Here is a 20137-nt window from a genome sequence, read left to right on the forward strand (position 1 = left end):
ATTTTAGTTATAATATTCGGTTTTATGGAGGAAGATGATGGAAAAATGGAAGCGGAGTGCACGGATGGTAGATATGACACAGCGACTATTGGATCATCCATATACCTTACTTCCACTTACTACATTTGCTAAGCGCTATCAGGCTGCTAAGTCTTCTATTAGCGAAGATCTTGCCATTATTAACGAAGTGTTAGCAAATGATGGAAGCGGTATGATTGAAACGGTTGCTGGAGCTGCTGGGGGAGTACGTTACATCCCGTTTTATAAAGAAGAACGTGTGGAGACGGTGTTGGATGAGATCTGTGAAGAGCTTTCCAACCCTGTAAGAATTCTTCCTGGTGGTTTTCTGTATATGTCTGATTTGCTAGGAAAACCTCAACTGATGCGTCGTATTGGAAAAGTGTGGGCAACGGTCTTTCAAGGTCAAAAAATCGATGCGATTGTAACCGTAGAGACAAAAGGAATTCCGCTGGCACATGCAGCTGCTAGCTTTTTACAAGTACCCGTTGTCATTGTTCGCTATGATACTCGGGTGACAGAAGGTTCCGTTGTGACGGTTAATACGGTTTCGGGTTCTAGCCGACGAATGAAACAGCTCTCTTTGGCAAAACGCAGTCTACCTGAAGGATCACGAGTAGTGATTATTGATGATTTTATGCGTGCTGGTGGAACGGTGAAAGGAATGCAAGAGCTTTTAAAAGAGTTTGATGCTGAAGTGGTAGGAGTAGGAGTATTAGCAGATGCGAAGTCAGAAGTTCGTCTTGTAAGGGATTATGTCTCATTAGTCTCGGTACTCGAAATTAACGAAGAAGCTAAAACGATTGTTGTAGATCGTGGAAATGCACTTCTAAAAGAAGAGGTGGAAATGCCCAAATGAAAAAGGTTGATACACAAAAAGCGCCAGCTGCAATTGGAGCTTATTCACAAGCAATAGAAATAGATGGATGGATCTTCACCTCTGGACAAATCCCACTACTAGCAGATGGAACATTATCAGGGGAGAGTATTGAGATTCAAACTCATCAGGTACTCCGCAATGTCCACGAAGTCCTGAGAGAAGCAGGTGCAGATTTATGCGATGTAATCAAAACGACTCTCTTTATTCAAGATATGAGCCAGTTTGCTACGATTAATCAGATCTATAGCGAGTATTTTGGGCATCATGCTCCGGCACGTTCTTGTGTAGAGGTCTCCCGACTACCGAAAGATGTGCTGATTGAGATGGAAGTTATAGCAAAAGTAAAAAAATAAGAAAAACTTTTTATCCTTCCCATTTTTTAGCAGGAAAAACCTCCCAATTACCGAATATATCTTACATGTCATCTTTGGAAATAGGTGGTGTATTGGGATGGAAATTACAGATGTAAGATTACGGAAAGTAAATCGTGAAGGAAGAATGAGAGCAATTTGCTCCATCACATTAGACGGAGAATTTGTTATTCACGACATTCGCGTAATCGATGGAAATAATGGAATGTTTGTCGCAATGCCAAGTAAGCGAACTCCTGATGGAGAGTTTCGAGATATTGCCCATCCGATCTCCCCGTCCAGCCGTGAGAAAATTGAGACTGCTGTCCTTGAAAAATATTATCTAATGGATGACGAAGAAGAATTTGTAGCAGTTACGGAGCAAACTGCTTCCGTATAACCAAAACCAACTTAACTCCTCCAGTAATAACACAAACACCATGATGCACCTCTTCTTTTGCTACCGCAGCTAGAGCAAAAGGTAGAACCCGCAGATGGTGTTTTTGTTTTGATATAGAAAAAAGGGCGTTCTACTATTAGAACGCCCTTTTTATTTAAACCCATTTTTAAATCAAAACTACTTTTTCTGATTATGGTATGACAACATCTTAAATTGGATGATAAGGAAAAGAAGAAAGCCGATTAATGTAAATAACGAGGATAATAATAACTTTGTTTCATATTGGACTGGTAATAAGTCTGTGATGATAGTGGGTGAATATACAATAATGGGAAGGATTATAGAAACCCAAGTTTTACTCCAAATGGAGATAGTTATAAGAATAACTGCGGCGATAACTGCTACGATCATTCTCCCTGCAAATGTATCTAGTTGAAATAAAGATGTACCGTAATTGCGATCTAATAAGATTACTCCGATAAACATAGACAAAGATAGAAAGGCTATCCCAAAATAAATGCTGTACTGTGTTATTTTAGATAGGTTTGTCTTTGCTAGATGCTGGAATGATACTTTGATGACCCCTAACATAAACAAGCAGATGAATGGATATCCTATGATGTCATACAAAGAATAACCGATGGTATTGTTGATTGCATCACCCAAGAGTACATAAGCAAAAACTCCGATTATGAATACAGGCAGTAATTTTAACCAGCCTTTATAATCGGTTCTCAACTCTTTTGATATATGTTCCATATAATGTTGTGGTGATTCGCCAATGATATGACTCACACTCTTTCCATTCTTTTCAGCTTCCCATAAATGGTCTTTTAATTCTTCGACGATTCCTTCGATCTCATCGGTTTTTTTACCGCTTGAAAATAGATATAATCTCAGATTTTCCAAAAACTCTTCACTTTCAGTGGATAGTTTCATTTATTTTTCCTCCAGAAGCTTGGATACACTGTCAGATAGTGTGTTCCAACGTTTTTTAAAATTTGTAAGTTCCTCGAATCCTTTAGCTGTTAAAGTATAATACTTGCGTTTTGGACCAGATGGAGATGCAATCAAAGTTGTTGTAACAAGATTTTCTTTCTTCATACGAAGAAGTAATGGATAAATACTTCCTTCACTTACCATCGTAAATCCATTGGACTCTAATTTTTGAATCATTTCGTATCCGTAGGTTTCCCCTTTTGAAATAACCGCTAGTAAGCAACCTTCTAATACTCCTTTTATCATCTGGCTTGAAGACATTGAGAACCTCCATTTTGGAAACGTAACAAACTATATTGTAAAGCAAGATAGTTGATGAAAAATATTGCATTACAAAAGGGTAACTTGCAATGCAATATAGTATCATGGTAACAAAAGTGAAAATAAATTACAACATATGATGATCTAGCAAAAAGAATTGCGAAGAACGAAAAGATGTCACATAAAAATATTCAAATAAAATGTATCCATCGTATAATGTAGCTACCCTACAGCATGGTAGAGAAGGCCTTACTTAAAGTGTTTTCTACCATGCTGTAGGGGTACGTCTAGCCTCTCAGCATGAAATTTCATTAGAAGGGTTGTGCTGAGAAATGAATTCTTTCATCTATGTATGTACAGTCATTGGATTATTTGCTTTTGGAGTAGCCTTTGCTTATGGATTTGTGACAGGATTATTTGGATTAGATCTTGACCACGAACAAATATATACGGGTAGAGTAACATTTATCTTTATTGGACTACTGTACTTCTGGGCTGCTGTTACAGATATATACCAAAATATTCAGGACAAGAAAAAATCTTAGTGCTAGACAGACAAACCATTATTTATGGTTTGTCTTTTTCATTTAAAGCGAGCGAGAAGACTGTCATAGGATGGCAACAAATCAATGCTACTAATAATTCAAATTATTATACAATGTATTTACTCCTACAGCATGGTAGAGGACGCCTTACTCAAAGTGTTTTTTACCATGCTGTAGGGGTACGTCTAGCCTCTCAGCATGAAATTTCATTAGAAGGGTTGTGCTGAGAAATGAGAGTAACATACTTCTTGGTGTGTGTAACATTTGCAGTCTTCTTTTTTGTAGGAGCTGTTGCTTACGAATTTGTGGTGAGTTTGGTAGGGTCTGATCTTGTTCTCGAAAAACCCATTGCGGGCAGAGTAATTTTCGCTCTTATTGGCTTACTTTACAGTTGGGCAGCTGCAGATGTGTACAAAGATATTAAGAAGAAAAAATCGTAAGTGCTAGACTAGACAAACCAACAAATTTGGTTTGTCTTTTTCCATATCTAGAAGCCAACTCTATGTGGATTTGTTCTATGATATAGCTTGTTGCATTAATCAAAGTTAAGCGTACGCGCGCTTCAGCTTGTCCTGCCTGTCCTGAGGGATCTGCTCAGACTCCCTACCGCTCATAGTCGCATCTCAAAAGGGGAAAACCTCTGGCTTTGGGTTCATTATGCAACATGCTCTATGATAGAAAAAAGATTAATTATATATGAAATAGGTTTTATGTATCGTTATAATGTAATTAGTCCTACAGCATGATAGAAATCATTTTATCTAAGTGTTTTCTACCATGCTGTAGGGGTACGTCTAGCCTCTCAGCATGAAATTTCATGAAAAAGGACGTGCTGAGATGAAGAGATTCCGAGATTGGTTGAGGAATGCTTTTTTGGTTATCTACTTTTTGACTATTGCAGCGATTATCATCTCATTGGAAGTTATTTTTCGAATTCATATATGGAACAGTATAGCTCGACATTATGATGTAGTAGTTCAAGTGCTGTATATTAATATAATTGTATTTATCTTAATAGCAATCTCACTTTTTATTTTTAGAAAATAACTAAAATAGATAGCTTGGCTAGACAAGACAAACCTATTTTACTGGTTTGTCTTATTTCTTTTTCGAAACATTTTTCTAAAACGCTAAACCTTACGGAATAGAAATGCTTCTGGTTGCAAAGAGCATGCATTTTAAGATATATTCAGGAAGGAAGTTCGCAAGGAAACGGGGGCATTTTTGCATGCAAAATTTGTTTGCCGTGGTGCTGGCAGCAGGAAAAGGCACACGGATGCGGTCAAAGAAACATAAGGTATTGCACGAGATTTGTGGCAAGCCCATGATAGACCATATCCTGACGTCTATCACTGCGCTTTCTCCGACGGAGACAATCCTGGTGGTAGGACACCAAGGGGAAACAGTACGACAGTATATGGGAGATCGGGTTCAAATTGTGGAACAACATGAACAGCTTGGAACTGCTCATGCAGTGCAACAGACTCGTCCACTTCTAGAAAATCAAGCTGGGATTACGCTTGTTCTAAATGGAGACCATCCTCTCTTTACGGCTGAAACATTCCAAAAGCTGATTGAGCATCACCAATCGACTCATGCATCAGCAACCGTCTTGACTGCTACGGTAGAAGATTCGACGGGGTATGGACGGATTGTACGAGGAGAAAGTGGTTCAGTCGCCAGAATCGTCGAGCATAAAGATGCGACAGAAGAAGAACGTCAGATCCAAGAGATCAACACTGGTACATTCTGTTTTGACAATGAAAAGCTTTTTGCAGCTCTTCGAAAAGTGGACAATGATAACGCTCAAGGAGAATACTACTTGCCAGATGTACTCTCCATTCTACAAGAAGAGAACCAAGTGATCTCTGCTTATGAAATGGAAGATGTAGTAGAGGCAATGGGCGTAAATGACCGAATCCAATTAGCAGAAGCGGCAAAATGCATGCGAAAGCGTATTATACAACAACATATGCAAAATGGAGTCACGATCGTAGACCCAGAAGCAACCTATATAGATATCGAGGTAGTCATCGGCGAAGATACCGTGATCGAGCCGGGGACCTTTTTGCGTGGGAAAACGGTAATCGGAGCAGATTGCCATATTGGACCGCAAGCGGATTTGACGAATGTAACTGTTTTGGATTCGACGAAGGTTCAGTATACAGTAGCGCAAGACAGTCATTTGGGTCAACAAAGTACAGTGGGACCATATGCTTATCTCCGACCTGGCACTGAACTTGGACAAGAAGTGAAAATTGGTTGTTTCGTAGACCTAAAGAAGGCAAAACTAGCTAAAGGAGCTAAAGTGTCCCATCTCGCTTATGTAGGAGATGCAGAAGTTGGCGAAAATGTGAATGTCGGTTGTGGTGTTGTAACGGTTAATTATGATGGTTTCCGGAAACATAAGACCATTATCGAAGATGGGGCTTTTATTGGTTGCAATACCAATTTAGTAGCGCCAGTAACAGTAGCTGAGGGTGCTTATGTAGCTGCTGGCTCCACGATCACGAAAGATGTCCCAGCCGATGCTTTAGCAGTAGCTCGTGAGAGACAAGTAAACAAAGAGGGTTATGTAACAAAGCTAAAGGCTAGATTGAAAAAATAGACTCAAACTTCCATCGTGGGGTTTTCTTCATCCCTACGGATGGTTCCAACCGTTAATATGGGATAGTCAGATAGAAGTTAGAAGATAGATTGTAAAGTGCTAAATAGACAGATATAAAAACTGGGGGCATTTGGAATCATGTCAATTGGAGTAGAAAAGCCAATACCACGCTTACAAGTCTTTAGCTGTAATTCCAATCCGGAGCTGGCGCAAAAAATTTGTGATCATATTGGAATCCCGCTTGGGAACGCAGAAGTAAACAAATTTAGTGATGGCGAAATTCATATTAAATTGAACGAGAGTGTTCGTGGATCCGATGTATATGTGGTGCAGTCTACCTGTGATCCAGTTAACCAACATTTGATGGAATGCTTAGTAATGGTAGATGCTTTAAAACGTGCTTCTGCAAAAACGATCAATGTTGTAATGCCATACTATGGTTATGCTCGTCAAGATCGTAAAGCACGTGCTCGTGATCCAATTACTGCAAAATTGGTTGCAAACTTGATCCAAACAGCTGGTGCGGATCGTGTTATCTCGATGGATCTTCATGCGACCCAGATTCAAGGATTTTTTGATATTCCAGTCGATCATTTAGTAGGCGTGCCGATTTTGGCTCAATACTTCCGTAGCAAGAACCTAGAAGATTTGGTTGTCGTTTCTCCAGATCATGGTGGTGTCGTTCGTGCTCGTCGTCTGGCAGAACGTCTCGAAGCGCCAATTGCGATTATTGATAAACGTCGCCCAGAGCCAAACGTAGCAGAAGTGATGAACATTGTTGGGAAAGTAGCTGGTAAAACAGCGATTATCATTGACGATTTAATCGACACAGCAGGAACGATTACACTGGCTGCGAATGCCCTGTTAGAAAAAGGTGCAAAAGAAGTATTTGCTTGTTGTACTCATCCGGTTTTCTCTGGTCCTGCGATGAAGCGGATTGAGGAAGCCAATATTACGGAGATGGTAGTAACAGACACAATTCCATTGCCAGACTCCAAACAATTGGACAAGATTAAAGTGCTTTCTGTCTCCGGTTTGATTGGAGAAGCCATCGTCCGTGTTCATAATGAGAAATCTGTTAGCCGTCTTTTTGACTAAGATTTACTGTTTGTTCTTTTTTTGTTAAAATTTTGCAGTTTTATTTCCTCTTTTTTGGGCAATATAAATAGTTATAAGAAAGGGGAATTGATGACAATGACCATTTCTGCAGAATTACGACATGAGAAGAACAGCAAGCAGCTTCGTTCAAGAGGACGTGTGCCGGGTGTGCTCTATGGAAAAAATATTTCAGCCATCCCTATTGATCTAGATGCTAGTGCTTTGAAAAAAGAGATGGAACGCTCTTCTGGTTTGCTCGATGTTCAAGTAGCGGGTAAACCTTATCGTGTGCTAGTACGTCAACTACAAAAAAATGCGGTTAAAGGAGATTTGCTTCATGTGGATCTCTTTGCGGTATCGTTAAATGAAGATTTAGATGTAGATGTTCCAGTCGTTTTGGTAGGAGAAGCAGTTGGTGCAACAGAGGGTGGGGTCTTGCAACACGTGACACATAGCGTGACCGTACGTTGTAAGCCAGATCAAATCCCATCAGAGTTACCAGTCGATATCTCCAAACTTGGCATAGGAGATTCTCTCACTTTGACGGATGTCTTGTCAGGTCTCCCTTTTGAAGTGATTTCTGATCCTGCGACGGTACTTGTTACAGTGAGTGCACCTGTAGCAGAAGAAGAATCACCAGCCGAGGAAGAATCGCCAGAAACTTCAACTGAGGACTAAATATGATATGATCAGAGGGATCGGGACTTTCTCGATTCCTCTTTTTCAAGTAGAAGTAAAGGAAGAGAATAATGAAGCTTATCGTAGGGCTTGGGAATCCGGGCAGAAAATATGCACAAACCAGACATAACATCGGATTTTGGGTTTTGGCAGAATTGAGCCGTCGATTAAATATACCCCTAAATAAAGAAAAGTTTCATGGGGTAGTGGGGGAAGGAATGGTTGGATCAGAAAAAGTAGTCTTGCTGATGCCAACAACCTATATGAATCTCTCTGGGGAATCCGTCCGTCCTGCTATGGATTGGTACAAAGCCGATTTGGATGAACTGTTAGTAGTCTATGACGATATGGATTTGCCGCTGGGTAAGATACGTCTGCGACTAAAAGGAAGTTCTGGTGGTCATAATGGGATGAAATCCATCATTCAACACTTAGGGACGGATGAATTTAAGCGATTAAAATTAGGAGTAGATCGCCCTCCTGCTGGTATCTCAGTACCGAACTATGTTTTGGCACCATTTTTACCAGAGGAGCAATCGGAAGCACAATCCGCAGCTCAAATGGCAGCTGAAGCAGTTGAAGCATGGCTAAGTGAAGATTTCCTCCAAGTTATGAACCGCTTTAACGTTAATAAATAAGGTATAACTTTCATCAGAAATTTTTTATTCTGCTGATGGATAATGGAACCAAAGTCTTTTATAGGAAAGAAACCCCATCTTATCCGCTCAAAGACTGGTGGGGTTTTCCTGTTGTTAACGAGAAAAATGGTATGTCTACAAGTAAACTAGGTGATACTAGGGACAAATCTTCCCAACACTAGGAGAATGCTTGTGGCCATCTATTATCAGTGTAAACATTGTCAGAGTAGACTTGGAATGTTGGAAAAAAAAGACGTAACCGAACAAGAGCTAGGTTTTGATCGGTTGACCCAAGAAGAACGGCAAGATATAATTTTTAATGACCTATACGGGGATACATATGTACATATCACTTGTGAAAGCTGTCAAGAGACGCTGGATCGTTATCCCGAACGAAATGCTTGGAGTTATTTAATCCAATAACCATGTTGCATATTTTATGGAAGTTAGAGAGATTAATGTAGCAGACTCCAATCACAGAATATGTTATTAGTTTTTTCTGACTAGTGAGGAAATGAGTCTTGGCTTGTCAAGAGCTGAGGCTTGTTTTCTATTGTCATAGAGGAGAAAAAAACATAAAAGAGGAGTGTCCGTTTTTGGAACCGTTACGAAAGTTGATACAACAAGATGCGGACTTTCAGTCGACGGTAGAGGGTTTCAAGCACCATTTGCGTGAACAACTCGTAACCGGACTGACCGGAACCGCTCGCATGCTTTATGTTGCAGCTCTCTATCAACAATTGGAGAGGCCAGTCGTCATCATGACGCACAATCTAAACCAAGCGCAAAAAGCGTATGAAGACCTATTGGAGTTAATAGATCGGGAAAATTTGTTGCTTTACCCAGCGAATGAACTTGTGACAACAGAAATTGCCTTATCTGGATCAGAGACCCTCGGAGAGCGAATTCAAGTTTTGTCTCGACTTTCCCGGGGTTTTCGTGGTGTCTTAGTCGTCCCTTTCTCTGGAGCACGAAAGCTTTTTCCGCCAAAAGCTACTTTTCAAAATGCTCACGTTCAATTGAATGTAGGGCAAGAGTATCCAATGGAGAAGCTAAGTGATAAGTTGGTTCACATGGGGTACGAACGAGTTGATATGGTCGAAAAAAGCGGCGAATTTAGCGTACGTGGAGGGATATTGGACCTATATCCAGTTACCTTTGAGAATCCGATTCGTATGGAATGGTTTGATGATGAAATTGACTCGATCCGTCCTTTTTCGACTGCTAGCCAACGTTCTTTGGAGAAGTGGGACAATGTATTAATTCCCCCAGCAAGTGAGTTGTTCGGTTCATCAGAACTTTATATGAAAGCAGCCGACCGTATTGAAAAACTATTAGAAGAGCGGATTCAAATAGTACGAGATGAAACAGTTGCGCAAAAAATTCGCGAGCATGCTATGTGGGAGATAGAGCAGTTACGCGAAGGGAGTTCTTTTAATGGGATCTATAAATATATATCCGAAATCTATCCTAACTCCCAAAGTTTGCTGGACTATCTTCCAAAAGAGACTCTGTTCATTCTAGATGAACCTACAAGAATTTGGGAAAGTGCCAAACAAATGGAGAAGGAAGAAGGAGAATGGCAGACTGCTCTATTGCAACAAGGGGAAATTTTACCTAAGCTAAAGCTCTCCTTTACTTATGAGGAAGTGATTCAAAATCACGCAAATCAGCGCCTCTCGTTGTCTTTATTTTTGCGACAAGCACCTGGAACCCAACCACAGAATATTATCCAAGTTCTCTGTAAAGCGATGCAACAGTTTCACGGGCAGATGCATGTTTTAAAAGCTGAATGGGAGAGACTCGTCAAAGCCAATTATAGACTGGTGTTTACAGCGAGTAGTGAAGATCGCTTAGATCGACTAGAACGAGTACTTCAAGACTATGGCATGGAAGCGACTCGTTCCACTACTGGTGAGATCCATCCTGGAAAACCTGTACTCATTCCAGCTAGTTTACAAAATGGCTTTGAGTTGAGTGGAATTAAATTGGCAGTTATTACGGAGAGCGAAGTCTTCACTCAGCGTACCAGAAGAGTTCGTCGCTCTTCTAAGATGGATAATGCAGAAAAGATTAAAGATTATCAAGAGTTAAAACCAGGGGACTATGTTGTACATGTCAATCATGGTATTGGAAAATACATCGGGATCGAGACGTTGCAGGTAGGAGGATTACACAAAGATTATCTCCATGTTCAGTATGCAGGAAATGATAAACTCTACGTTCCGGTCGAACAGATTGATCAGGTACAGAAGTATGTAGGAAGCGAAGAGAAGTCACCTAAGGTATATAGCTTAGGTGGGAATGAATGGAACAAAGTAAAAAATAAAGTAAGAAGCTCTGTTGAGGATATTGCCAAAGACCTCATAGCGCTTTATTCTCAGCGCAATCAAGCAAAAGGTTACAGCTTTTCTCCTGATACACCTTTTCAGCGGGATTTTGAAGCAATGTTTCCCTATGATGAAACACCAGACCAAATTCGGTCGATTGAGGAGATCAAAAAAGATATGGAACAGACCCAGCCGATGGATCGACTTCTTTGTGGTGATGTTGGTTATGGGAAAACAGAAGTGGCTGTGCGAGCCGCATTTAAAGCTGCAATGGATGGAAAACAGGTAGCGGTATTGGTTCCTACCACTATTCTAGCTCAGCAGCATTATGAGACGTTTAAAGAGAGGTTTGCAGATTTTCCCGTTGAGATTCGTGTATTAAGCCGGTTCCGTTCTCGCAAAGAACAGAAAGAAACAATGGATAGCCTTGCGACAGGAAAAGTGGATATTGTAATCGGGACTCATCGATTGTTATCCAAGGATGTTCAGTATAAGGATCTAGGTCTACTCATTATTGATGAAGAGCAACGATTTGGAGTAAAGCATAAGGAAAAGATCAAGCAATTAAAACACAATATAGATGTGCTGACACTAACAGCTACTCCTATTCCACGTACATTGCATATGGCGATGATGGGGGTACGCGATCTCTCTGTTATTGAAACACCTCCTGAAAACCGTTTTCCTGTTCAGACTTATGTATTGGAGTATTCAGGAGCGCTTGTCCGAGAAGCGATTGAGCGAGAGATGGGACGAGGGGGACAAGTCTTTTTCCTCTATAATCAAGTCCAAAATATTGACCAGATGGCAGATCAAATACGTTTGCTCGTTCCAGATGCCAAAGTGTCTGTTGCACATGGACAGATGGCGGAGACAGAGCTAGAGCGTGTAATGCTAGACTTTTTAGATGGGGAATCCGATGTGTTGGTAAGTACTACCATCATTGAGACAGGTGTAGATATTCCAAATGTGAATACACTAATTATTTATGATGCAGATCGGATGGGATTATCACAACTCTACCAGTTGCGTGGTCGAGTAGGACGTTCGAATCGAATCGCTTACGCTTACTTTACTTATCAGCGCGACAAGGTTCTTTCCGAAACAGCCGAAAAACGTCTTCAAGCTATTAAAGAGTTTACCGAACTTGGTTCTGGTTTTAAAATCGCGATGCGAGATCTCAGTATTCGAGGTGCTGGAAATTTATTAGGAGCTGAGCAACATGGGCATATTGCAAGTGTAGGGTTTGAATTATATAGTCAAATGCTCAAAGATGCGGTACAAGAGAAACAAGGCAAAAAAGAAGATGTGGTGCAAGTTGATCCAGAGTTGGATATCAAGGTGGATGCTTATCTACCATCTGAATATATCCAAGACGAGAAACAAAAAATCGAGCTGTATAAAAAGATTCGATCAGTTCGTACAATTAAGGAAGTACAAGAATTAGAGGAAGAAATGGAAGATCGTTTTGGTGACCTTCCTGATCCTGTTGTACAATTGATGAAAGTAGCCAAAATAAGATCCTATGCGATCCAATATGGATTTGAGATAATCCAGCAAAAAGGGCAAGAAGTGACAATGAAGCTTCGGCCTGAAGAGAGCAAAGAGATCGATGGCCAGATGTTATTCCAAGTAGCCAATCAATTCCCTGGCCGGGTTCGCCTCTCGTCTGGGAAGCAAATCGGGGTTATTTTAAAAGTGCAAGGGCTTTCTACTCGCATGTTGCTAGAATTGATGGAGCAGTTTTTGATAAAATATGAGGCGGTTCCCACAAGGAAAGGGGCAATGGAAAATGTCAACATCGACTAAACGCATCGTAGCAATTGCTACCATCGCGGTATTAATTTTCACAACAATTTTCGCCACGTATACTTTTATGTCTAGTCCAACAGATCAAACCGCAACAGAGACTCAACCTCCTATTACTCCGCTAGATACAAAAAGCACGAAGGTATATGCTACTTATGAAGGTGGAGCTATCACAGAGGGAGAAGTGAACTTGTATGCGAATATCAATTTCTTCTTCCAACCGATGTTAGCATTACAGTTACAACAATCTCCTGACCTAAAACAAGAGATTGCGAAACAATTAGCGACAAAGAAATTTATGGCAAGTAAGATTCAAGCACCTGCTAATTTCAAAGATGAGACGAATAAACAATTTGAATCGCTTAAACAAGCAATTGAACAGCCACAGCAAGAAGGACAGGATCCAGTTAAAATGGAAGATCAGTTTAAACAATATGGTTTTACTCCTGACGATCTCCGAAAAGTGATTGAGCAAGACTTCCTAGTCGATCTCGCATTGTCTGATCGGATCAAAAACCTAGAGTATGATTATGTTAACGTGAATCATGTGCTGGTTGGTACAGAGATTGCACAGGCACCTGATGCAAACGGAAATCAAGTCGATCCAATTAAACGATCGGATGCTGATGCCTTAAAACGTGCACTGGAAGCGAAACAAAAGCTCGATCAGTCCAAAGGTGACTTCAAGACCATTGCCAAAGAATATTCCGATGATGCAGGCTCAAAAGAGATCGAAGGGAAAATCGAAGGTCCTGCTGATCAATTTGTACAAGCATTTAAAGATGCTTCTCTCACTCTCCCGATAGGTAAAATTAGTGATCCGATCAAATCAGACTATGGATACCATGTAATGAGGGTAAACGAGCGTAAGAAGATGAAAGTCGGAGATTCTAGCGAAGAAACGAAAGAAATGTATAAACAACAAGTGTTTGCAGAAATTGCGGAGAAAGAAGTGAAATATCAAGCCAAAGATGCTCCTGCTCCAACCCCACAACCTTAAATACTGATATACACAATCCAAGCCTATGAGTTCAGATTAGAACCCATAGGCTTTTTTCCATTCGCATAATCAATTGGAAAGAGATTCATACTATGGGCGTAAGTACTAATTGCATAATTACCACTAAGCCAGAGGTTTCCTCTTTTGATTTGACTTGGACTCGATGGGAGCTGGAGTAGATCTCACATGATAGACCCTCAGGGTATGCCCTCAGGATAATCAAAAGCGCGGAAGACGGCGATGGGACTACGAATTAGTGAATTAATGCAGTTTACCAAGATAAAAGATGATAGAAGCGAAGAAATGTACAGAAAGAGAGGAAGTAATACATGAAAGCTACCGGCATCGTCCGTCGTATTGATGATTTGGGGCGTGTCGTCATCCCAAAAGAAATACGTAGAACACTTCGTATCCGTGAAGGGGATCCACTTGAAATATTTGTGGATCGAGATGGGGAAGTGATTCTGAAAAAGTATTCACCCATTGGGGAGCTAAGTGACTTTGCACAAGAGTATGCAGAATCACTCTATGAAAATATTCATATGACGACATTAATAACGGACCGAGACAGTATTATTGCAGTTGCAGGAGCATCAAAAAAGGATTATCTCGAAAAACCGATAAGTGATTTGATTGAGACTTGTATGGAACAACGAAGAACTCATAGCGAAACAAATCTTACTAGTACAGAGATTGTCAGAGGAATGACGGAAGAATATCAATCACATGTTATCGTGCCAATTATTGCGGGTGGAGACCCAATCGGATCTGTTGTACTACTTTCCAAAAAAGATGGGGCAAAGATGGGCGAATTGGAGAGCAAATTAGCTGGTACGGCAGCTGCTTTTTTAGGAAAACAGATGGAGAATTAGATGAAAGTGCAGGCAGCCAGTTTGCCTGCTTTTTTGTTCCGCTCACCTTCTGTATAATGAGGGACAGATTGGTGAAAGGGGAAACTGTTTCGTGAAGGCACAGACCTTTTTAAAAGGGGCGGCTATTCTTAGTTTTGCTGCTCTCATCAGCAAGATCCTCGGGGCAGTCTATCGGATTCCCTATCAGAATATTACCGGCAATGAAGGAATGTATGTTTATCAACAAGTATATCCCTTATATAGTGTCTTGCTGATCATTGCGACAGCAGGAGTTCCAATTGCCATCTCCGGTATGGTATCGGAACGACTTGCAGACCAAGATCGTGCTGGTGCATTTCTAGTTTTTCGCACCTCTGTGGTTACTTTATCTGGGATTGGGATCTTCTTTTTTGTATTCCTTTTTTTAGGAGCAGGTCAGATAGCGGAATGGATGGGGGATCGTGTACTCCTAACTATTCCGATTCAAGCAGTCTCATTTGCACTACTCATTGTGCCTTTTACAGCTGCTTTACGCGGTTATTTCCAAGGGTTTCAAAATATGCTTCCTACAGCACTTTCTCAAATCTTGGAACAATTAATTCGTGTAGTGACGATCTTAGGGCTTGCTTGGTTCTTTATGAGTACAGGAGCTGGTGTAGCATATGCAGGTGCAGGAGCTATGCTAGGTGCTTTTACAGGTGGAATTGGAGCGTTGATCCTCCTTTTCTTTTTGGCACGTAAGCATCGATTATGGTCCAACACTCTGTTACCCAAAGTTCAACAGAACCAGTTATCATCGCAGTCAAAGAGAACTGTAATCAAAAAATTGTTATTAGTTTCCTTTCCGATTTGTTTAGGATCGCTAGTGATTCCGCTTTATAGTTTGGTGGATTCCTTTACAGTTGGCAATCTCTTGGAAATGTCCGGAACTCCCCATTCAGTAGCGATCGAGTTAAAAGGAATCTATGATCGTGGACAACCTCTTATCCAGTTTGCTGGATTTTTCGCTACCTCTGTTGCACTTTCGATTGTTCCGGCTATGGTAGAGGCGATCTCTCGAAAAGATGAGGCAATCGCAATGGATCATGCAGCTGTGGCACTCCGTTGGACACTGTTGTTGGGTTTACCAGCATCAGTAGGTCTGGTAGTAGTCGTCTATCCAACGAATGTGATGTTATTTGAGGATGGTGCAGGGTCGATTTCACTAGCCATTTTGGCGATTACCACTGTTTTTTCTACATTGGGAGTGACGAGCTCTGGTATTTTGCAGGGGTATGGAAGAGTTTATTTGCCAGCTATTCATATGCTATTGGGTGTGCTCTTGAAAATAGTTGCCAATTTTCTTCTGATTCCGCTGTGGGATATACGAGGAGCAGCTGTTGCAACAGTGGTCGCTTATGGAGTAGCAACGCTTCTTAATTTACGTATCTTGAGCAAACAGTATCAGATACAAGTATTGCCTGGGAAATGGAGCCGATTGTTGGGGAGTTTGTTGGTGATGGGAATCTTGACTGGATTAATGGAATTAGTACTGCTCCAAGTAGTTGATTTGTTACCTAATGATCGCTTGGCGATGACGATTACTTCTATTGTATCGGTTTTAACTGGTGTAGTGGTCTACATATGGTCTGCCTTACGATTTGGGCTTTTAACGAGAGAGGATCTAGGAAAAGTTCCAAAGTTAGAGCGGAAATTAGCACCTTACTTACAGAAGTGGGGGAATTGATATATGAACAAGATCGATGTGATCGGTCTAGGATTTGGTGATTTGTCTAGTATTACGTTGGGGGCATATCGAAAGATCACTTCTGCCAAAAAAATCTTTTTGCGTACAGCAGATCACCCGATTGTGGAAGAGTTTTTAGCAGAGGGGGTCCTATTTCAGTCATTTGATGAGGTATATGAAGCCAAAGATCAATTTTCCGAAGTATACGAGACAATTGCAGAAAGACTGATCCAAGAGGCACTAAGTGGGGAATTAATTGTATATGCTGTTCCCGGTCATCCAATGGTAGCAGAAAAGACTGTTCAACTATTATTAGAACATGGACCAAAGCGGGGAATCGAAATTCGAATAGAGGGAAGCCCCAGTTTTTTGGATGTAGCTTTCTCTAAGTTGGGTATTGATCCAATTGATGGATTTGCTTTATTGGATGGTGCAGATTTATCTGTAGATCAGCTCCACCCTAACCAGCATCTCTTAATTGGACAAGTATATGATCGTTTTATCGCTTCTGATATCAAGTTATCCCTCATGGAAGTTTATCCAGATGATTATGAGATTTATCTTCTAGATGCTTTAGGGGTAGAAGGAAAAGAACAGATTGTTCGGATTCCGCTGTGGGAGTTAGACCGCCAGACGATTTTCTCCAATTTAACGGCACTTTACATTCCGCCGACACAAGCGGAGCGAATTTTGTATCGCCGTTTTGACTTCTTAGCAGATATTATTGCTACCTTACGAAGTCCTGGTGGTTGTCCTTGGGATCAAAAACAGACACATCATAGCTTGCGTCCTTATCTAATAGAAGAAACATATGAGTTCCTAGAAGCGTTGGATGAGGAAGATCCCGATGCGATGGCAGAAGAATTGGGAGATATTTTGTTGCAAATTCTTCTCCATTCCCAGATTGCATCCGAGCAAGGACATTTCTCGATTCAAGATGTAGTGGAACATCTCACCTCTAAGATGATAAGAAGACATCCACATGTATTTGGAGAAAAAGAAGCTTCTAATGCGGAACAGGTGGTACAAAATTGGGAAGAGATTAAGAAGGAAGAGAAAGTGTCTGCTGGAAAACCAGTATCTTCCTCTATCTTAGATCGAATCCCTAAAACAATGCCGTCGCTACTCCAAGCATATGAACAAAATAAAAGAGCAGCCAGAGTTGGTTTTGATTGGGAACGGTTAGAAGAAATAGTAGAAAAGCTTCAGGAAGAGTTACAGGAGTTTCTACAGGCTCCGACGGACTTAGATCGAGAAAAAGAAATGGGCGATCTATTTTTTACTTTGATCTCGATTAGTCGTTTTGCTAAGATTCATCCAGAACTTGCACTACAAAAGGCAATTTCTAAATTTGATCAACGCTTTCGGTATGTTGAAGAACAAGCAAATCAAAGAAGCATCAAATTAAATGAAGCGACTGTTGAAGAGATGAATCAATGGTGGGATGAGGCAAAATCAAAAGAAATGTGACGAAAATAGCAGGATTTTTTTTCCTTTTAGCGTATTGTAAATTAGGGAGTCCTTGTCCAATAAAGTGAAACTTCATTTCATGGGGCTGTTTATCCCATGCTAATACTAGCGGATCTTATTGGGTTCTAATGGGCAATTTTTCCTCGCCTAGCTTTTTGCTTTCTTGCGAAACTGGGATTGTGGTCTTACTGCCTGTTAGAACGGGGATCAGAAGGAGTGGACCCATTTTGCGGTTAGACAAATTTTTAAAAGTCTCTAGATTGATTAAGAGAAGAACCTTAGCTAAAGAGGTTTGCGATCAAGGGCGAATATCCATCAAAGATAAACCGCTTAAAGCGAGCAGTACACTATCGGTCGGAGATGAGTTGGTGATCCGATTCGGGCAAAAAAAAGTGACGGTTCGAGTGGATCGTCTTACGGAGCATGCCAAAAAAGAAGACGCTGCAGAAATGTACACCATTGTACATGAAGAAAAACTCTCTCCTTCTAGTGAGGTGTAGTTTCTGGAGCCATAGTAGTTCTAGATAGGTTTTCCTCTCATAACATGTACCAAAGGAGGGACTAGTTATGAGAGGACGGACAGAACTATCTCATCGTGTCCAGTTGCAGAATCGGAATGTACTAGAAATGACTGGTATATTGAGCGTAGAGTGTTTTGATAGCAATGAATTTATCGTAGAAACTCCCCAGGGATTCCTTCATATCCGCGGGCGGGACTTACATATTAAGAGCTTAGATCTAAACGATCAACAACTCTCTATTCAAGGAGAAGTAAATGATCTCAGTTACTTGCAGAGTGTGGAAGTAGGCAAAACCAAGCGAAAACAGAGTATGTTAGGGCGGATTTTCAAATGAATCTTGCCACTCAATGGTTGACAATGGGAACGATGTTTGGCTCTGGGATTTGCCTAGGAATTATCCTCGACTTTTATCAAGTACTAAAGGCTCGTTTTCGTCTGCGTGGTTGGATTGTTTCCCTGATCGACTTACTTTATTGGTTTGTCTCTGGTGGTCTCGTCTTCAGCTTGTTGATGTGGAGCAATTGGGGGGAGCTGCGATTTTATATATTCCTAGCTATTGCGCTTGGAATATTCCTTTATTACAAGTGGTTCCATCAATCGGTTTTTCGCTTTTTGCGTGTATTGGTGCAGTTTATCGAACAAATGGTTTACCAACTATATCGGCTCTGGGTTTTTTTGATCGTAAGCCCTGTGTTATGGCTTTGGAGTTTAGTTCGACGTCTTGTGTTTTTGATTTACCGAATGATCTTGTCGATTGGCAAGGGATTCCTTTGGCCGTTTGAATGGATGACAAGACCACTTCGAAGATGGTTGCAGCCTAGCGTTATGAAGTTTGTTCGAAAATGCAAAGATTATCGAGACCGATTGCGGAATGCATGGAGAAATCTTATAAAAAAAGGTGATTCCGAGTGATACCACATCATCCGAGAGATAATGTTTTGGTGTTTCAGAATCAAAAGAAATCAACTGTCAGTCAGGTAGAAGAAGAACATTTATCGGATTCTCCACGTCCGGTTAAACCAAAGATTCAACCGAAAGTTCGACGCTTTCGTCTAGCATGGTTGATCTTTATGTGTTGTTTTATTGTCTGGGCCTCTATACAGCTAGTAGTTCAGCAGTTCCGTATATGGGAGAAAGAGGATCAGCTAGTGGTGAAGAAGGAGACGTTGCAGCAAGTACAACAAGAAAAAACATCTCTCGAGAAAGGGATTTCTCTACTACAAGAACACCAATATTTAATGGAGCTGGCACACAAATATGGTTACGGAAAAAAGGGAGAAAAGAATTACCAGCCAAAGGAAACAACAGAATAATGATTAGAACCAGAGTAGATCTATCAGATTTCTCTGGTTTTTATTTATCTTTACAAATTTTCCATTTTTTCTTATAATAAATATGTTATGCATGAACTTGTAGTTTGAAAAATCCTCGGATGAGGAGGTTAGCGATGAGTGATCCAAAGAAAGAGCCAAACCAAGATCAAGAAGAATTGGACAAGAAGTTAGAAGAGACAGAGGCTGGCTCCTCTCGACTTCCGCTAGTTAAAGGAGATGAAGACCTTTTCTTCGGTAGAATTTGGTGAATCCCTCATACGCCTTTAACAGGCGTTTTTTCTCATCCTTGAGGAATCCAAACTTTTTTTTGAGGAAGCCTTGACTTCCGGATCTATTGTACGTATAATAAGTTTTGTTGCTGACGCGGGGTGGAGCAGTTGGTAGCTCGTCGGGCTCATAACCCGAAGGTCACAGGTTCGAGTCCTGTCCCCGCAACCAAATAAGGCGGCGTAGCTCAGCTGGCTAGAGCGTACGGTTCATACCCGTGAGGTCGGGGGTTCGAGCCCCTCCGCCGCTACCAGACAGATTCAATTCGTAGAGAGGAGAAGGCGAGTAACTCCCCCTAAATTCGCTGTGGGGGAGTAACGCCTTCTCTTTTCGTTTTCCGCTTTTGGCTATTCT

Annotated in this window: 22 protein-coding genes and 2 tRNA genes; 22 read left to right on the plus strand and 2 right to left on the minus strand. The window is 41.0% G+C overall.

Annotated elements, in window-relative coordinates; translation table 11 throughout:
- Positions 1-37 precede the first annotated feature (37 nt).
- The 3 genes from purR (at position 38) to spoVG (ending at position 1648) form a co-directional block, all read left to right on the plus strand.
- A complete protein-coding gene (purR, locus tag VJ09_RS11135; protein ID WP_044641811.1) occupies positions 38-877 on the plus strand; it encodes a pur operon repressor in 840 nt (279 codons plus the stop codon).
- Positions 874-1251 (plus strand): RidA family protein, encoded by a 378-nt coding sequence (locus VJ09_RS11140; protein WP_044641812.1) that lies wholly within the window; start codon positions 874-876, stop codon positions 1249-1251. Before purR ends, VJ09_RS11140 begins: the two co-directional genes overlap by 4 nt.
- A 97-nt stretch (positions 1252-1348) precedes the next feature.
- Positions 1349-1648, plus strand: coding sequence for a septation regulator SpoVG (gene spoVG, locus VJ09_RS11145; protein ID WP_044641813.1), 300 nt, complete (start codon positions 1349-1351; stop codon positions 1646-1648).
- A 177-nt stretch (positions 1649-1825) separates the two neighbouring features.
- Here spoVG and VJ09_RS17655 read toward each other — a convergent pair whose 3' ends face one another.
- Together VJ09_RS17655 and VJ09_RS11155 are read right to left on the minus strand one after the other, a co-directional pair.
- Positions 1826-2587: an HAAS domain-containing protein gene (locus VJ09_RS17655; protein ID WP_052807365.1), complete on the minus strand. Its 762-nt coding sequence runs from the start codon at positions 2585-2587 to the stop codon at positions 1826-1828.
- Positions 2588-2908, minus strand: coding sequence for a PadR family transcriptional regulator (locus tag VJ09_RS11155; RefSeq protein ID WP_044641814.1), 321 nt, complete (start codon positions 2906-2908; stop codon positions 2588-2590). It lies immediately after the preceding gene.
- Between the two features lie 332 nt (positions 2909-3240).
- Here VJ09_RS11155 and VJ09_RS11160 point away from each other — a divergent pair, with 332 nt between their 5' ends.
- The 19 genes from VJ09_RS11160 (at position 3241) to VJ09_RS11250 (ending at position 20036) form a co-directional block, all read left to right on the plus strand.
- Positions 3241-3453, plus strand: a complete 213-nt coding sequence (locus tag VJ09_RS11160) for a hypothetical protein (RefSeq protein WP_044641815.1) — start codon at positions 3241-3243, stop codon at positions 3451-3453.
- Between the two features lie 230 nt (positions 3454-3683).
- A complete protein-coding gene (locus VJ09_RS11165) occupies positions 3684-3893 on the plus strand; it encodes a hypothetical protein (protein WP_044641816.1) in 210 nt (69 codons plus the stop codon).
- A 788-nt stretch (positions 3894-4681) separates the two neighbouring features.
- Positions 4682-6061, plus strand: coding sequence for a bifunctional UDP-N-acetylglucosamine diphosphorylase/glucosamine-1-phosphate N-acetyltransferase GlmU (gene glmU, locus VJ09_RS11175; RefSeq protein WP_044641818.1), 1380 nt, complete (start codon positions 4682-4684; stop codon positions 6059-6061).
- Positions 6062-6199: 138 nt separating this feature from the next.
- A complete protein-coding gene (locus VJ09_RS11180) occupies positions 6200-7159 on the plus strand; it encodes a ribose-phosphate diphosphokinase (RefSeq protein WP_044641819.1) in 960 nt (319 codons plus the stop codon).
- A 90-nt stretch (positions 7160-7249) separates the two neighbouring features.
- A complete protein-coding gene (locus VJ09_RS11185) occupies positions 7250-7837 on the plus strand; it encodes a 50S ribosomal protein L25 (RefSeq protein WP_044641820.1) in 588 nt (195 codons plus the stop codon).
- A gap of 71 nt (positions 7838-7908) precedes the next feature.
- A complete protein-coding gene (gene pth, locus VJ09_RS11190) occupies positions 7909-8475 on the plus strand; it encodes an aminoacyl-tRNA hydrolase (RefSeq protein WP_044641821.1) in 567 nt (188 codons plus the stop codon).
- Between the two features lie 192 nt (positions 8476-8667).
- Positions 8668-8898 carry an anti-sigma-F factor Fin gene (locus VJ09_RS11195; protein WP_044641822.1) on the plus strand — a complete coding sequence of 77 codons (231 nt, stop codon included), beginning with the start codon at positions 8668-8670 and terminating at the stop codon, positions 8896-8898.
- A gap of 173 nt (positions 8899-9071) precedes the next feature.
- Complete coding sequence (gene mfd, locus VJ09_RS11200; RefSeq protein ID WP_044641823.1) at positions 9072-12614, plus strand: transcription-repair coupling factor; 3543 nt, start codon at positions 9072-9074, stop codon at positions 12612-12614.
- Positions 12598-13614: a peptidylprolyl isomerase gene (locus VJ09_RS11205; RefSeq protein WP_044641824.1), complete on the plus strand. Its 1017-nt coding sequence runs from the start codon at positions 12598-12600 to the stop codon at positions 13612-13614. The genes mfd and VJ09_RS11205 overlap by 17 nt, the downstream gene beginning before the upstream one ends.
- A 329-nt stretch (positions 13615-13943) precedes the next feature.
- Positions 13944-14486, plus strand: coding sequence for a stage V sporulation protein T (gene spoVT, locus VJ09_RS11210; RefSeq protein ID WP_044641825.1), 543 nt, complete (start codon positions 13944-13946; stop codon positions 14484-14486).
- 91 nt (positions 14487-14577) lie between these two features.
- The gene (locus VJ09_RS11215; RefSeq protein WP_044641826.1) at positions 14578-16191 is read left to right on the plus strand and encodes a putative polysaccharide biosynthesis protein; all 1614 of its coding nucleotides are present in this window, start codon (positions 14578-14580) and stop codon (positions 16189-16191) included.
- Between the two features lie 3 nt (positions 16192-16194).
- Positions 16195-17661, plus strand: coding sequence for a bifunctional methyltransferase/pyrophosphohydrolase YabN (gene yabN, locus VJ09_RS11220; RefSeq protein WP_044641827.1), 1467 nt, complete (start codon positions 16195-16197; stop codon positions 17659-17661).
- Positions 17662-17888: 227 nt separating this feature from the next.
- The gene (locus tag VJ09_RS11225) at positions 17889-18161 is read left to right on the plus strand and encodes an RNA-binding S4 domain-containing protein (protein WP_044641828.1); all 273 of its coding nucleotides are present in this window, start codon (positions 17889-17891) and stop codon (positions 18159-18161) included.
- A gap of 67 nt (positions 18162-18228) precedes the next feature.
- A complete protein-coding gene (gene yabP, locus VJ09_RS11230) occupies positions 18229-18516 on the plus strand; it encodes a sporulation protein YabP (RefSeq protein ID WP_044641829.1) in 288 nt (95 codons plus the stop codon).
- Complete coding sequence (yabQ, locus tag VJ09_RS11235) at positions 18513-19094, plus strand: spore cortex biosynthesis protein YabQ (protein ID WP_044641830.1); 582 nt, start codon at positions 18513-18515, stop codon at positions 19092-19094. The genes yabP and yabQ overlap by 4 nt, the downstream gene beginning before the upstream one ends.
- Entirely contained in the window at positions 19091-19495 is a 405-nt protein-coding gene (locus VJ09_RS11240) for a septum formation initiator family protein (RefSeq protein ID WP_044641831.1), read from the plus strand. The genes yabQ and VJ09_RS11240 overlap by 4 nt, the downstream gene beginning before the upstream one ends.
- Before the next feature lie 134 nt (positions 19496-19629).
- Positions 19630-19764, plus strand: a complete 135-nt coding sequence (locus VJ09_RS18975) for a hypothetical protein (RefSeq protein WP_267904298.1) — start codon at positions 19630-19632, stop codon at positions 19762-19764.
- A 114-nt stretch (positions 19765-19878) separates the two neighbouring features.
- A tRNA-Met gene (locus VJ09_RS11245) sits at positions 19879-19954 on the plus strand.
- 5 nt (positions 19955-19959) lie between these two features.
- Positions 19960-20036: transfer RNA gene (locus tag VJ09_RS11250), tRNA-Met, on the plus strand.
- Positions 20037-20137: the final 101 nt, after the last annotated feature.

Source organism: Risungbinella massiliensis (assembly GCF_000942395.1).
In the GTDB taxonomy this organism is placed as follows: Bacteria; Bacillota; Bacilli; order Thermoactinomycetales; family Thermoactinomycetaceae; genus Risungbinella; species Risungbinella massiliensis.

What these genes read in the sequence shown, in the direction of transcription:
- purR (WP_044641811.1), top strand. Translation starts at nt 38, where the DNA reads ATGGAAAAATGGAAGCGGAGTGCACGGATGGTAGATATGACACAGCGA.
- VJ09_RS11140 (WP_044641812.1), top strand. Translation starts at nt 874, where the DNA reads ATGAAAAAGGTTGATACACAAAAAGCGCCAGCTGCAATTGGAGCTTAT.
- spoVG (WP_044641813.1), top strand. Translation starts at nt 1,349, where the DNA reads ATGGAAATTACAGATGTAAGATTACGGAAAGTAAATCGTGAAGGAAGA.
- VJ09_RS17655 (WP_052807365.1), bottom strand. Translation starts at nt 2,587, where the DNA reads ATGAAACTATCCACTGAAAGTGAAGAGTTTTTGGAAAATCTGAGATTA.
- VJ09_RS11155 (WP_044641814.1), bottom strand. Translation starts at nt 2,908, where the DNA reads ATGTCTTCAAGCCAGATGATAAAAGGAGTATTAGAAGGTTGCTTACTA.
- VJ09_RS11160 (WP_044641815.1), top strand. Translation starts at nt 3,241, where the DNA reads ATGAATTCTTTCATCTATGTATGTACAGTCATTGGATTATTTGCTTTT.
- VJ09_RS11165 (WP_044641816.1), top strand. Translation starts at nt 3,684, where the DNA reads ATGAGAGTAACATACTTCTTGGTGTGTGTAACATTTGCAGTCTTCTTT.
- glmU (WP_044641818.1), top strand. Translation starts at nt 4,682, where the DNA reads ATGCAAAATTTGTTTGCCGTGGTGCTGGCAGCAGGAAAAGGCACACGG.
- VJ09_RS11180 (WP_044641819.1), top strand. Translation starts at nt 6,200, where the DNA reads ATGTCAATTGGAGTAGAAAAGCCAATACCACGCTTACAAGTCTTTAGC.
- VJ09_RS11185 (WP_044641820.1), top strand. Translation starts at nt 7,250, where the DNA reads ATGACAATGACCATTTCTGCAGAATTACGACATGAGAAGAACAGCAAG.
- pth (WP_044641821.1), top strand. Translation starts at nt 7,909, where the DNA reads ATGAAGCTTATCGTAGGGCTTGGGAATCCGGGCAGAAAATATGCACAA.
- VJ09_RS11205 (WP_044641824.1), top strand. Translation starts at nt 12,598, where the DNA reads ATGTCAACATCGACTAAACGCATCGTAGCAATTGCTACCATCGCGGTA.
- spoVT (WP_044641825.1), top strand. Translation starts at nt 13,944, where the DNA reads ATGAAAGCTACCGGCATCGTCCGTCGTATTGATGATTTGGGGCGTGTC.
- yabN (WP_044641827.1), top strand. Translation starts at nt 16,195, where the DNA reads ATGAACAAGATCGATGTGATCGGTCTAGGATTTGGTGATTTGTCTAGT.
- yabP (WP_044641829.1), top strand. Translation starts at nt 18,229, where the DNA reads ATGAGAGGACGGACAGAACTATCTCATCGTGTCCAGTTGCAGAATCGG.
- yabQ (WP_044641830.1), top strand. Translation starts at nt 18,513, where the DNA reads ATGAATCTTGCCACTCAATGGTTGACAATGGGAACGATGTTTGGCTCT.
- VJ09_RS18975 (WP_267904298.1), top strand. Translation starts at nt 19,630, where the DNA reads ATGAGTGATCCAAAGAAAGAGCCAAACCAAGATCAAGAAGAATTGGAC.